The sequence below is a fragment of the Peribacillus sp. NPDC096540 genome, from assembly GCF_050278525.1.
Lineage (GTDB): Bacteria > Bacillota > Bacilli > Bacillales > DSM-1321 > Peribacillus.
This window is the reverse complement of record NZ_JBNNTG010000013.1, coordinates 79,898-93,822: the sequence shown is the minus strand read 5'-3', so window position 1 is coordinate 93,822 and position 13,925 is coordinate 79,898. Positions and strand designations below refer to the sequence as shown.

The following is a 13,925-nucleotide window of genomic DNA, read 5'->3' as shown; positions in this document are numbered from 1 at the left end:
AGTGAGAAGGGGAATTTGAGAAAACGACAACGAAGAAAATTATAAGAAACTTTACATAATGATCAAAGGAAGAAAAAATGTTAGAAAAATTAACAACAATACTGCAGGGTTATGTGAAGAACACCCTACCAATTTCTGAGAATGCGGCACTAGTAGCTGATCTGGGACTAGATCTATAAGCGATGAACAATGGGAACAAATTAAGGATATGTTTCCTCCCTATAAAACAGGACGTCCATCAAAATTAAGTAATCGCACCATGTTCAATGCGATTCTTTGGATCGCTCGAAGTGGTGCTGCTTGCCGTGATCTACCAGAAGAACGTTACGGTTCATGGAAAACGGTCTACAGTCGTTTCTGCAAATGGAGAGATACGGAATTGCTTGTCGCCATTTTCCAATGACTTAACGTAGAACCTGATTTGGAAAACTTGAGCATTGATTCTACATCGGTTAAAGCCCATCAACACAGTGCTGGTGCTAAAAAACGCAGGAGGACACGAAGTAAATCAACACATCGCCTCAGTCGTGCTGCCAAACTCCATACTTTAGTCGATGGATTAGGAAATCCCCTCGCTTTTCTTCTGACGGGTGGCCAAGTCTATGATTCCGTTCCAGCAATAGATTTACTTCAGAAAATTGATATTACGGGAAGCCATATTCTTGGTGATAAAGCATATGGTTCCGAAACTATTCGGAATTGGATTACGGCCAAACAGGCATCCTATACCATTCCACCTAAAGCGAATAGTCGACATTCATGGAAAGTGGATTGGTATTTGTACAAAGAACGCCACTTATTTGAATGCTTTTTCAATAAAATCAAACATTTTCGCCGCGTGGCTACTCGTTACGACAAGCTAGCGAAGCCATTTTTGTCGTATGTGATGTACGTGGCTGCCATTTTTAAATTGACTCAGTATAATGCATTTTCAGACACGCCCTAGTAGAATAATCTCCCTTTTTTTATTCAATTTATCTACTAATTATAGTATAAATTGACAATAAGTTCAATATTTTTAGATACATTTAATCATTTTTAAAATATCTTTAGATAGGTCAAACGCCCAAAAAAAAGAAATCTGTTAGTAAATGATACAAATTAAAAGTGTTTAATTTATCGGTAAAAGTCAACACTCAAGTACCCCCCTCATGTGCGAGAAAGTAAAAAATATTTTCTTCGTTAGCCCTCCCTCCCGTTGCCAGTTTCCCCCAAGTGGAAACCAAAATAATTAACTGAGGGATATTCTCTAAAGATAAACACTTTGAGCTACTTCCAAAGGTTCGGGTGCAATACCAAGACAAATAGAAAAAAGTTGTTGGTCTACTTTTAGATAACCCCTTAGGCGGTTATCCCGAACAGTCTATGTATGAATTCCACTTCATTTTGGAGCAGACTCCCCCCTTGATGAACCTGCATCTTTTTACTCCTACGTTCTATGCCACTCAGTATAAAAGTGGCTCACGAAAAGATTTCAACCCTAACATAGAACGAATACGCTTCTTTATAAAGCCATGATCTTGCTCCACTATGTTATTCAAATACTTCTGTTGTTTAAGTTGCATACCATCAGGTATACTTTTCTCTTTTTTCAACTGTTCAATTGCTATAGTATAGGCCGGATTCTTATCTACGGTCATGCCACGAGGTTTAAAAACACGAAAAGGCCGCAACGCTTTCTTGAAGAAACGCTTTGCAGCCTTGTGATTCCTTGTTTTACTGAGGTGAAAATCAATGGTATCTCCTTTTGAATCAACAGCAAGATATAGGTACATCCATTTCCCTTTTACTTTAATATATGTCCCATCCACTCTCCACGAGTCATTTGTTGGCTTAAGGTGACGTCTTACTCTTTCATCTAATTCCGCTCCATATTGATAAACCCAGCGCATAATCGTTGTGTGGGCTATCGATAGACCACGTTCTTCCATCATCTCCACTAAATTACGAAAGCTCAAATTGTACCGCAGTTACCATCTCACTGTTAACAAAATAATGTCAGGCTGATAATGTTTCCACTTGAATAAATTTTGCTTTTCCATACTGATCACGCACCTTTTTTAGAGTCATAGGATCAGTATGTCCAAGATTTAGAGATTATTTGCACTTGCCTTGAAATTTTTGCACCAGAACCGCAAAATCTTTCGTAAGTTGATCAACTTTAACTGAGCCCACAAGAGCCACCTTTAATTATTGATTTTCCTATTCCATTCTTTCCTTACACGATCGTAGTTTTCATTCACCCAATCAATGTCTAAATCAACCGCATGTGACTTAACACTTTTTAATGTAAGTAGAGTTTTGGACTCAACATCAGAATTGATCGGAATATGGTACCAGTCAGCCAAAACCTGCTGTCCGTCTTTAGATAGCAAGAAATCGATCAGCTGCTTTCATAGCTTCATTCAAGGATCCAGCTTTATCTCTTCACTACCAAAATTACAAAACGCCGGAAATCTCACGGAACGTCAGTAGCTTTTCTATTATTATGATTTTTGTCCTATTTTTAATAAGTCTGGTTGCTGGAATTCGATTAAAATTCCATGATATTGTTTTAATAAGCTGGTCCTTCCACTTTAGCTACACGGATGATTTTATTATACAATTCACCATAATTTCTAAATACGATTCTACTAGTAGCAGGATCATTTTCAGAACAAATAGACATTATATGATTATTATCAATTGAAAATAGTCTTAAGTACTTATCTTCACGTTTGTCGATTCCTACATCAATGTGTATATCGTCATTCTTTTTAATGATAAAAGAAAAAGAGTCTAAAGGAATCGACAACCCAGCTCCAATTATTTTTAGATAACTTTCTTTTAAGGTCCACAGTTTATAAAAGCAATCCAGTCTTCTACCAAGATCTTGAGTTCGTAACCATTGATATTCAGTTTTACTAAAAAATCGTTCAGCAATTCCTAGGCAATCTATCGAATTAACCCGCTCAATATCAATTCCGATTGGCCGTTCATCTACTGCTGCAACAACCCAATCCCCCGAATGTGAAACATTAAAATGAAATTGATGCCAATCTTTTAATCTAGGTTTCCCATAATGATTGTACTCAAATTGTATGTCCTCATTGGAAATTTGTAAGTGATCACAAGCCGCACTTCTTATAAGAATATCACCAATCAGGGTTCGAATTTTATCTTTTCTATTTATTAATCGGAGAATCCTCCTAGCTTTGTCTTCAGCTACAAACGAAAAAAATTTTTCGTATAAATTTACTTCTAACTCACTTGTTATATTTACAGCATAGATATCCACAGTCCATAATTCCTCCACAATTTTAATATCCAACCTTAAAATGGGGATAAAATAATCTCTTAACTCCTTATTTTCAAATATTTTATCCGTTTGTTTTTTCTAAAGGGAGTTTATGACAATCCTTTTTCTTGATTCGTCTGTGTGGAGCCTTACCTCCTGACAAAATGATGTGTAGTGTTTTTTTATACCCTCTATCAATAAGTTTATAAATTAATTCATAGGCAATTAAACTTTCCATGCTATGTCCATAAAGAATATAATCCTCTTCATCATCTAGCATAGTAACGATTGTATCTGGTTACTGAGAGTTGTATATGTAAAATAATATCGATAACCATAGCAATTTTTTTATTAATCCATATGCAATAAAAGAAAAACCTACGCCAAATCCATTCAAATTTTTGCTGCTTGAACTCTCTTCCATATTCTTTGTTTCCAGTCTTCAGCTAACGAATCCAGTTTAAGTAAAGCATTTGCGCCTTGCAGCCCATCTCGTTTATGAAGGACCACCTCTGCTGCATAATGAACTGATATTTTTTCTTGCAAACGTTCTATTAGCACGATTTCATTTTGTTTATTTATCGTTCCTTCTTGAAGTACTTTTGCAAAATAACCAGTGAAACTCGTTTTTAGCACAAGTTCCAAAAACTTAGGTTCTTGATTGAAGTGGGAAATGGTCGAACAAGGTACCCTCCCCTGGTTAATTTGAACAATCACTTCGCCTATTTGATAAATATCGCCGATATATGTTGTTTCTTCCGTCATCCCTGTTATGGTTAAATTTTCACCGAATGCAGGGATATCCAGCTTTTTAGAGAATTTTTCATTCCATAATGAATAATGCTCAAAGGGGTAAAAGCACAAAGCCCGATCAGGACCTCCATGGAACTTTACATTACCTACCCCATCACCCATTATGCCTGATTTAGTCACTGCCACATTATCCTGTGCTTGTTTATCCATGCCTGAAAAGATATCGATATTCGAAAAATTTTCCTGTTTCGGCTTCCCGGCATGAAGAGATTTGATTTTTCCATTTTCCATTTTGCATCTTCCATTCATATTTTAATTTATATCATCCCATATGTATAAAATATACTAAAAATCCATTTTATTCTGTAGTTTTTTATAAGAAATAGCGGATCTAAACATGCAAAAACCCCCATGATCCGTTAAGCGGGCGAAATATCATGATTTCCAGAAAAAATCATAGGTTAGTTTAGTAATTTTGTTGCTATTTCAGAATTAAATATGGTAGAATACGAACACAATATATAGTCGAAAACTACAACCGTTCGCCTATATGTTGATTTTCACGATTGAATTCCTCATTGTCGCTCTTTAGGGAGCGAATTTTTTTGCCTTCATTCCCATCCATCATTTTCTTTTAATCCCATCAATCAGCATAATTCTTGATCCAATTACCTATTTACATGCATTACATATGTAATTTTAACGAATCATTTCTTTGTAAAGTCTTTCCCTAGGCTAAAACGAGCAAGAAGCCAAGCGACATAATGCGTCATCCGCTCAGCTTCCTGTTTTATGCTTGTTTCTTTTTTTTCGGTGCCGCTTTCTTTCGGGTCGTCTTTTTCTTTTCCGGTTCATCATGTTTCGTTCGGTCAATGGAAGCCTGTAAGGCCTCCATTAAATCGGTTACATTGTTGGAAACTGGCTCTTTTGTTTTGGCTGTAATCGTCGTTTGCCCCGTTTTCTTCGATTCAATCAATTCAAGTAATGCGGTTCGATAGTCATCGGTGTATTTTGCCGGATCGAAAGTAGTCGTTAATTGATCTATTAATAACACGGCAGTATCTATTTCCTTTTTTACAATGGTATCATTAGCAGGGATATTCGGAACATCCGCTGCTGAGCGAACTTCATCCGGATAATGGATCGTTTCCATCACCAAGGTATTATCAACGACTCGAATAACCGCCATTTGTTCTTTTGAGCGAATGATGATTTTCGCTAACCCTACCTTATCCGATTCCTTGAGGGCCTGTCTCAGAAGTGAATAAGCCTTTATCCCTCCATCATTAGGCGACATGTAATAACTCCGGTTAAAATATATGGGATCTATTTCTTCTATTTTAACGAAATCCACGATTTCCACTGCTTTTTCTTCATTTTGTTTTTTTAGCTGTTCTAATTCACTGTCTTCCAATACTACAAACTTTCCCTTTGTATATTCAAAAGCGCGGACAATATCATCCTTTCCCACTTCTTTCTGGCAGACAGGACAAACCTTTTCGTATTTAATCGGTGAATGACACTCCTTATGCAACGTCCTTAAAGATATATCCTTATCTTCCGTTGCAGCATGAAGTTTGATTGGAATGTTCACCAAACCGAATGATATGCTCCCCTTCCACATCGTATGCATAGTCGTCACCTCATAACTAATTTTTAAAGAGAAGAACAATTTTATTATTCCCCTTTGTAAAAAAAAAACCGAAAAAACAATTGCCAACTCTAACACTTCGTTTTTTTGGCAAAATAATGTTAATCAATCATTTGCGGAGGTAATACTAAATGAAACCGATGCTGCCAACCTATTACCCTGAAGCCCCTACCTCCAAAGATTGGCGTTATGAGGTCAAATATGACGGCTTTAGGGCAATTTTAACGATAGACTCCGATACGATAAGCATCTCGAGTCGAAACGAGAAGGAATTATCACCACTTTTCCCAGAAATCATTGCTTACATTAGAAATCTGGAGCTGGAAGATTATCTCCCACTGCAGTTAGATGGAGAATTAGTTTGGCTTACCAATCAAGCAAAGGCAGATTTTTTCCAAATACAGTGGCGGGGTCGCCTTGGGAAACAATCCTTAATTTCCGAAAAAGCTCATTTTTCGCCATGTCGGTTTATAGCCTTTGACCTGCTTCGCATCAGCGGAAAAGACATAGCTGCTAAACCTATGGAAGAACGAAAGGGATTCATGCTGAATATGGGTGAAGTACTTGGTTTTCCTATGCCACCTGACCCCAACGATAAGGCTTTGATACAATTAATTGAGAGTTTTGACGTACTGGATAATGCCTTGAATATGGTCACCCTATTGGATGGCGAAGGGGTTGTCGCCAAGGAAGTTTGGGGTACTTGGCAAGAAGGAAAACGTACTGCATCTTGGATCAAGGTGAAAAATTGGAAGACCGTTTCTTGTTTCATTACAGCATTGCACAAAGAAAATGGTTACGTTTCCCTCGCAGTTTTCAAAGAAGGTGCAGTAACGAAAATCGGTAGTGTTAAAAATGGAATGAGTGGACAAGACAAAAGGATATTGCATGAACTGATCAAGCAAAATGCATCAGATGAAGATGCACAATTTTTTTATATCCATCCATCCATTTGCATCGAAGTTCAATTCCTACACGTATATGAGGAAAATGAATTGCGGGAACCTCAGTTTTCGCAATGGCTTTTACAAATGGCTCCCGAAGAATGCACCTGGGAGAAATTCGTGATTGGCCAGTACACTTTTCCAGATACTGTACAGATAACCTCAAAGGATAAACCGCTTTGGATAACCGGTGGAAAAAAGGTGGTAAAAGTTGAATACCTCCATTATTTAAGGGAGGTTTCATCCTTCTTCTTACCATTCTTAAAGGATAAACTGCTTACGACGATCCGCTATCCTCATGGCACTATGGATAAAGAAAGATTTTTCCAGAAAAACAAACCTGATTATGCGCCGGCCTTTATTAAAACGTTCATGGATGAGGATATCGAGTATATGCTGTGTAACGATATTGAAACGCTTCTTTGGTTTGGTAATCAACTTGCATTGGAATTCCATGCCCCATTTCAGAAAGCGGGTAAAACAAGACCTGACGAAATCGTCCTGGACTTAGACCCTCCTTCCATCGAATTTTTCTCATTGGCGATAAAGGCCGCACAGGAAATTAAAAAAGTGATGGAATCATTAAGGATAAGGGCTTTTGTAAAAACTTCAGGTAACAAAGGACTGCAAATTCACATTCCTCTGCCTGAAGACAGATTTACTTATCAGGAGACACGCATATTCACCGACTTTCTCGGCGACTACCTAACAAGTTCCAACCCAAATGATTTTACAACGGAAAGAATGAAAATAAATCGGCATAATCGACTATACTTAGACTTTGTGCAGCATAGTGAAGGAAAAACCATAATTGTGCCTTATTCCCCTCGCGGAAATTCTTTCGCGGGTGTTGCTACACCTTTGTTTTGGAAGGAAGTGGACGAAAGTCTCCAGTTAAAGGACTATACGATTGAAACCGTACCAAACAGATTAAAAAGGGAAGGGTGTGCATTTATGGATTACAGACTTGTCGATAATGGCCCAGCCTTTTTGGAAGTATTGTCATTCCTAAAACAAAAAAAGACCAACTAATTGTGAACTGCACCCCAATTGTTAGACACAATCTATCGATTGGAGGTGCTATTTTCCATGACAAAATATTCATTAGCGTTGAAACTAAAAGCTGTCCTTGCTTATTGGAGCATTTCAAAAAAGAACTGGAAGATTGTCCAGCATTACGATCACCGACGAATCAAAGTGAAATTAAAAGGCATGAGCCCAGTAGATTACCGGGTTCAAGCCCTCAAGTTTACTTATTAAATAAAGGTCTAACTTTTTGGGTTCAATTCATTGTTGGTCTTTAAATTTATAATGTCGTTTTCAAATAACTTTGAACTTCATCCTGCAGCTTGGAATATAAGCTTGTTTCCGATTCAAAAACCTGTTTTTCAAGCATTTTGAATTTTTCAGGCTGATCTAAGTTTATTTCAATCAACACCTTGAATTCATAGGTTGCATTCCCGATTAAATCTATTGAATACTTTTGGCTTTCTTCATCTTGATGGACGACGCATTTAACTTTTCCGCCGTTATTATAGACAGATATTTCACTTTCCAACGCATTTAATCCAACAGAGCATGTTACTAGGCTTGAAGCCGACATCGCCGTTCCACATGCATTAGTGAAGCCTACTCCCCGTTCAAATGTCCGCACATAAATGCTCCCTGGTTCCAGCTCTTTCACAAAGCTGACATTGACACCATCAGGGAAAAGCTCATTCGGTTTATTGACCTTTGTCGAAAGGTCTGCCTGCAAATCACTTTGCAAAACGTCACTATCGACGAGCGTGATTAAATGTGGATTAGGAACCGCCAATGCCGAAAATAATAGGGTATCATGAAGTTCCGGCATTGGTTCGTTTAGCAATTGTTCTTTTGCTAATACAAGAGGAAGATCTTTTACATTAAAACTTACCGGGGAAATTTCCACCTTGAAAGTCGGGATGCCCTCATAAATATCTTCCGTTTTCTCCACGAGTAGATTTGCCTTCATCGTCTCCACAATCATTTTATCAAGCTCTAGAACGTCGTTCGTATAACGAGCCACACAACGAAGTCCATTACCACACATCGATGCTTCCGACCCATCCGCATTAAAGACACGCATTCTTGCATCTGCATGTTCACTTTTCATTACAAATAAAATACCATCCGCTCCGAGCTTTTCCCTATTACAAAGAGTCTGGGCTAAATTTTTGCGCTCTTCTTCAGTAAACGTCAAGGTTGTTGTTAATTCATCAATGATTAAAAAATCATTGCCTGATCCATGGCTTTTTAAACCTTCAATAATCATCCTGTCACTTCCTCAATTTGCTGCTTTTTATATCATTATTTTAATATCTTTTATCATAGCATTTTCAGAACAGATGTGTCATTGCGAAATTTATAATTAATCAATATTTCCTTCAGGAGTTTTTTCATCTCACCTATTATAGTACAAAGTGGAAGCAAAAGCCTTGATACTACTGTTATAGTCAACTCCATTTTAGTTTCTATATGCAATAAAGAGCGGTTGGAATAAGAAATTTCTTATTCCAGCCGCTCTTTCAAAATGTCAACCAATCATTCCGATAATAAAATATACGATAAACAAACCTGCACTCACATACATAGGAGTTGAGACCTCTTTTGCTTTTCCAGTTACCAGTTTCAAGAACGGGTAAAGGATAAAACCAAAAGCCATTCCATCTGCAATACTGTAAGTAAATGGAATGATTGTGATAATCAAGATTGCAGGTATACTTTCGGTAAAATCGCTAAAATCTAACTTTTTAATATTTTCTAACATCAGAATGCCAATAATAATTAATATTGGAGCAATGGCGCTGTCTGGGATCACTTTAATTACCGGTATAAATAATAGGGAAATAATGAATAACAGACCTGTCACTACTGATGTCAAACCAGTTCTGCCTCCTGATGCGATTCCAGCTGCTGTTTCAACAGTTGCAACCGTCGGACTTGAACCAAATATTCCTGAAAGAAGAACGGAAACACTTGTAGCTTGCAGTGACTTTTTATAAGCCTCAGGACGGTTAATACTTTGTACATGTCCGTGTACCAGACCAATATTCTCAAAGACAAGAACCATTGTCATAGCAAAGACGCTTATCCAGAATTCAATTCTGTCTGCCTCAATGAACGATAATGAAAAGAAGAGATCACTGTAGGAGGCTGTGTCCAAACCTGAAAATTGGATTTCCGAGAGTTGAACTGTACCGAACCAATAAGCAATAAGACTACCTGCAATGATGGTAATCATAAAATTACCCGGAATATTCTTGATAAATAACGTGATGGCCAGTAAAAATGTCAGCACCGTTGCAAGTACAGCTGGATCACCTAAATCTCCAAGGGCAACAATTGACGACGAACCGCCTGTAATAATCCCGCCCTTTTCGAGACCGATTAGCATCAAAAATAAACCTAGACCCACAGAGATGGCATCTTTTATCGAACTTGGGATCGAATCACTAATTAATTTCGAGTATTTTGTAAAAGCGATGACTACAAAAATAAATCCCGAGATAAAAACAGCACCAAGTGCCGATTGCCAAGACAGACCCATTCCTTGAACCATTGTATATGCAAAAAGGGCATTGACACCCATGCCTGGAACAATAAGGATTGGAACATTTGCCCAAAGCCCTATCATGATACAGCTTAAAGCTGATAGAAGAATTGTGGCAATTACCGCACCATTAATCGGTATGCCCGCCTCTGATAAAATCAGAGAATTCACGACGAGAATATAGACTATCGTAAAATAGCCGACAACTCCGGCAAGGATTTCACGTTTTCCATTCGTTCCATATCTGGAAAAATGAAATAACGCTTCCAAGTTTTTTTTCTTCATGTTGTATCCTTATTAAATTTATCCCTCACCCACCCGTTTGTATCTGTGACAAACTACACTTGGCGATTTTAACAAAAAAACTGATAAAAATAAATAGGATTTCTCTAACTTGAAAAAACTGTCGGAAATAATTCCGACAGTTTTCAATGACCCTAATTGTTTTTATTGGTTTTTTTCTACCGCATAACCGTCAACAACCAATTCTAATTTACCTGTATCCGGCGAAATAATCAGTCCATGTACAGGAATATTCTTTGGAATTAAAGGATGGCCTTTGATTACTTCCACGCTTTTTTTAACACTTTCATATACATCATCAAATCCGCGAAGCCAACTACGGATATCTATTCCCGCAGCTCCAAGTGTATCAATGGTACTTTTCGGAATATCACGATCAATCATCTTTTCAACTACAGAATCAGCATCAACTGATGCCATTCCACAGTCATGATGAGGTATAACAAAAACTTCATCTGCTTTTAGCTCATAGATAGCTACAAGAATACTCCGCATGACGCTTCCAAATGGATGGGAGACGATTGCGCCAGCAGTTTTCAATATTTTCACATCGCCATTTTTGACATTCAGAGATTTTGGCAATAACTCGACAAGCCGAGTATCCATACAACTAATAATGACCATACGTTTCTCAGGGTACTTATCAGTTGTGTACTTAACATATTCACCTTCTTCTACAAACTGTTCATTAAATTCAAGAATTTCATTAAGTAAACTCATAATTACCACCCTTTTTTCTATGTATTTCACTTTTATTATATCAAATATTTCGAAGATTGGTTAAAAAGATATTTTAGTCAATTAGAGCGATGGTTTAGAGTAGCTGCACAAAACCCAAATATGATGATCTTTGGACTTTCTTCAACGTTAGATGAAAAGGTAAGAATAGGTGTATTTGTCTTAAATCTTTTCCCCCACTCTAAGGGCATCCACCCTTCTTGGTACGAAACAACCTTTTCACCTTCTTTTGTCTTAATCTCGAAAGAAGTTAAACTTCCCGATGTTTGAACAGGCATCCATTCTGTTCCGTCAAACTTATAAATCATTCCATTAATTTTCACGAGTGACCTATTTTCTTGATAAAACCCAATAACCCCACCTTGATGATCCAAAATCGTAACCTTATTAAAAAGACCTCTTTTAATATAGTACTTAGCAAGTAAATGCCCCTCATGGTCGACCAATTCATATCGCTTAGGCAATAGCATCGATAAGAAATTCGGAACCATCCACATGAACCACTTCATATTTAAATCTCGGATTTCGCCCAAAAGAGACCCATTAGGCGCAAATAGGAGTAGCCTTAAAGTTGGAGCAGGCATAAAAGTCAGTAATACATGTTCAGTTTGTAATAATCCTGTATTCGTTTCGTTTAGTTCAATAGGCAATTCCTTTACTCTATTTTCATAAATCCGATGACTTGCAAATTGGGCAATACTAAAAAAAATAAATGGAGCCGTTATCAATAAAATGTTACCAGGAATTATAGTAAAAGCATGACAAATAAAAAAAATAATGGCCAATACAAGAGCGATCCAAGATGCATGGAAATTTGAATTGCTCGTTTTTTGATAATATTCGCGAATATTCATATTCTGCTCCTTACTCCTTATATAGAAAAATCGCCGTCTGCATTGACAATTATTGATAAGATGCCAAGCAGCCTGTCATTCATTTCTCTTAAAGGTTATTGAAGGATATATCATAATACTTTATTCGCTTTAATGTGACCTATTCCCTTTTTTTAAATAATAGGGCAATTAACTAAACACAACATCGTAATTATTTTTCCTAACACAGTAAATATTCCCTTTCCAGATGATAAAAGGGAATCGTATATAACGAATCCCTTTTTAAAGTACTATAAAATTCTAAAAATTAGTGGAAAGCGATAGTCCGTTCCTTCATAAGCCCTGACTGCAGCTATGATGGTAAATACGATTAAAGCTATTCCGATAACCGGCAATAGTATGAATCCAATCAGTATCAGTGACAGAATCCCTGCAACAATCGAATATACGGTGTAGGAAATAAAAAAGTTCAGATATTCCCTTCCGTGATAATCTACAAATTGCGACGAGTCCTTCTTAAGTAGCCAAATGACCAAAGGACCGACAAAAGCTGTAAAAAAGCTGATGACATATATAAGGGCAGCAAACACTCTTTCATCTTTTGTAGGCATAGTGTCTTCTCCTCCTCTCTCATATGAATAATTACGAATCAAATAACAAATAGTTTCATTTTCCTTTCATTATATTCGAAAAAAGTTGATGAGGACTATCTTTTCCTCACAAATCTTGTTGGTATTTTATTTTCCCAAATCTGAACATTTTCATCCTTCTTGTGCATACAGATAAAATAAAGGATTGTCCTAAAACATCTTGACTGGAGTGATGTTTTTTGCTAAATCAATTTCAAGCCTTTATTCTTGGAATCATTCAGGGCTTGACTGAGTTTTTACCTATTTCAAGTACCGGACATTTATATTTAGGGCGGCATATATTCCATCTTGACAAGGCAGGAATTTTTCTGGACACCATGCTTCATATCGGAACATTACTGGCCTTAATAGTAGTCTACAAGGATGACATCATTTTCTTACTGAAAAACCCTTTCTCCAAAATGACGCTGCTCCTGATAGCAGGAACGTTCCCTGCTGTGGTTGCCGGTCTTTTACTCGGGGATTGGTTTGACGGCCTTTCAAAAACTGGGGTGACAATCGGCTGGGAATTTTTAGTCACCGGACTGATTTTATGGTTAGCAGACGGTGTAAAAAAAGGGAGCAAATCGCTGAATGAAATTTCCATTAAGGATGCCCTTATTATCGGGACCTTTCAGGCCGCAGCCATTATGCCTGCCCTTTCACGTTCTGGATTGACTATAGCCGCTGGACTTTTCTGCCGACTTGACAGGGCTACTGCCGCTTATTTTTCTTTTTTGTTATCTATTCCTGCAATTACAGGGGGCATCGTATTTCAGATGAAACCCATTTTTACAGGGGAGGTTGAACGGCTTCCATTCACAGCCCTTTTTGTCGGTACCCTGGCCGCAGCAATCTTTGGCTATATCGCCGTTGTATGGATGATCGATTTCTTAAAGAAGCGTTCTTTAAAAATATTTTCTATTTATGTATGGGCACTAGGTACAATCATTTTATTCATGCAATTCACAAGAAAATTTTAAGAAACAAAAGCATTTTCTCAAAAATAATTAGTTATAAAATCAGTTTTCTAATGAAAAAAGCACGCGTTTGCCTTCCAATTTTAACCTTCATAAAAAAGTTGAAATTTGACGAAAAAAAAAGGCAAAAAACCTATTCCCAAACCGTTTTTTTTTTAGTATTATACCTTCGTAAGGTTCTTTAGATTTGTATACTTTCAGACAATAAAAATAGGGAAGGCAAATGGTGCGCCACCGGTTTCCGGT

11 protein-coding genes and 3 pseudogenes are annotated in these 13,925 nt (G+C 37.3%); 4 read left to right on the top strand and 10 right to left on the bottom strand.

Annotation, left to right across the window (positions count from 1 at the left end; translation table 11 throughout):
* Window positions 1-175 precede the first annotated feature (175 nt).
* A pseudogene (locus ACQKMR_RS13620) lies at window positions 176-946 on the top strand (IS5 family transposase).
* 395 nt (window positions 947-1,341) lie between these two features.
* On the opposite strand, the pseudogene ACQKMR_RS13615 reads toward ACQKMR_RS13620, so the two are convergent.
* From ACQKMR_RS13615 to ACQKMR_RS13595, 5 genes and pseudogenes are all read right to left on the bottom strand, one after another.
* A pseudogene (locus ACQKMR_RS13615) lies at window positions 1,342-2,042 on the bottom strand (IS6 family transposase).
* Between the two features lie 144 nt (window positions 2,043-2,186).
* Window positions 2,187-2,375 carry a hypothetical protein gene (locus ACQKMR_RS13610; protein WP_427697773.1) on the bottom strand — a complete coding sequence of 63 codons (189 nt, stop codon included), beginning with the start codon at window positions 2,373-2,375 and terminating at the stop codon, window positions 2,187-2,189.
* Window positions 2,376-2,554: 179 nt separating this feature from the next.
* Window positions 2,555-3,277 carry a 4'-phosphopantetheinyl transferase family protein gene (locus tag ACQKMR_RS13605; RefSeq protein ID WP_427616231.1) on the bottom strand — a complete coding sequence of 241 codons (723 nt, stop codon included), beginning with the start codon at window positions 3,275-3,277 and terminating at the stop codon, window positions 2,555-2,557.
* A 393-nt stretch (window positions 3,278-3,670) separates the two neighbouring features.
* The gene (locus ACQKMR_RS13600; RefSeq protein ID WP_427697772.1) at window positions 3,671-4,321 is read right to left on the bottom strand and encodes an MOSC domain-containing protein; all 651 of its coding nucleotides are present in this window, start codon (window positions 4,319-4,321) and stop codon (window positions 3,671-3,673) included.
* 499 nt (window positions 4,322-4,820) lie between these two features.
* The gene (locus ACQKMR_RS13595; protein ID WP_427697771.1) at window positions 4,821-5,663 is read right to left on the bottom strand and encodes a Ku protein; all 843 of its coding nucleotides are present in this window, start codon (window positions 5,661-5,663) and stop codon (window positions 4,821-4,823) included.
* A 149-nt stretch (window positions 5,664-5,812) separates the two neighbouring features.
* Between ACQKMR_RS13595 and ligD the strand changes: the two genes are divergently transcribed.
* Both ligD and ACQKMR_RS13585 read left to right on the top strand, forming a co-directional pair.
* The gene (ligD, locus tag ACQKMR_RS13590) at window positions 5,813-7,657 is read left to right on the top strand and encodes a DNA ligase D (RefSeq protein ID WP_427697770.1); all 1,845 of its coding nucleotides are present in this window, start codon (window positions 5,813-5,815) and stop codon (window positions 7,655-7,657) included.
* 104 nt (window positions 7,658-7,761) lie between these two features.
* Window positions 7,762-7,885 (top strand): annotated as a pseudogene (locus ACQKMR_RS13585) (IS3 family transposase); the annotation flags it as partial.
* Between the two features lie 46 nt (window positions 7,886-7,931).
* Here ACQKMR_RS13585 and dapF read toward each other — a convergent pair.
* The 5 genes from dapF to ACQKMR_RS13560 all read right to left on the bottom strand — a co-directional run bounded on the left by dapF (window position 7,932) and on the right by ACQKMR_RS13560 (window position 12,681).
* Window positions 7,932-8,918, bottom strand: coding sequence for a diaminopimelate epimerase (gene dapF, locus ACQKMR_RS13580; RefSeq protein WP_427697769.1), 987 nt, complete (start codon window positions 8,916-8,918; stop codon window positions 7,932-7,934).
* Between the two features lie 261 nt (window positions 8,919-9,179).
* On the bottom strand, window positions 9,180-10,481 hold the full coding sequence (locus ACQKMR_RS13575; protein ID WP_427697768.1) for an NCS2 family permease: 1,302 nt from the start codon (window positions 10,479-10,481) through the stop codon (window positions 9,180-9,182).
* A 162-nt stretch (window positions 10,482-10,643) separates the two neighbouring features.
* Entirely contained in the window at window positions 10,644-11,219 is a 576-nt protein-coding gene (locus tag ACQKMR_RS13570; protein ID WP_427697767.1) for a beta-class carbonic anhydrase, read from the bottom strand.
* 77 nt (window positions 11,220-11,296) lie between these two features.
* On the bottom strand, window positions 11,297-12,091 hold the full coding sequence (locus ACQKMR_RS13565) for a hypothetical protein (RefSeq protein WP_427697766.1): 795 nt from the start codon (window positions 12,089-12,091) through the stop codon (window positions 11,297-11,299).
* Between the two features lie 269 nt (window positions 12,092-12,360).
* Window positions 12,361-12,681, bottom strand: coding sequence for a DUF4870 domain-containing protein (locus ACQKMR_RS13560; protein ID WP_427697765.1), 321 nt, complete (start codon window positions 12,679-12,681; stop codon window positions 12,361-12,363).
* A gap of 218 nt (window positions 12,682-12,899) precedes the next feature.
* Here ACQKMR_RS13560 and ACQKMR_RS13555 point away from each other — a divergent pair, with 218 nt between their 5' ends.
* Window positions 12,900-13,682, top strand: coding sequence for an undecaprenyl-diphosphate phosphatase (locus ACQKMR_RS13555; RefSeq protein ID WP_427697764.1), 783 nt, complete (start codon window positions 12,900-12,902; stop codon window positions 13,680-13,682).
* Window positions 13,683-13,925 lie beyond the last annotated feature (243 nt).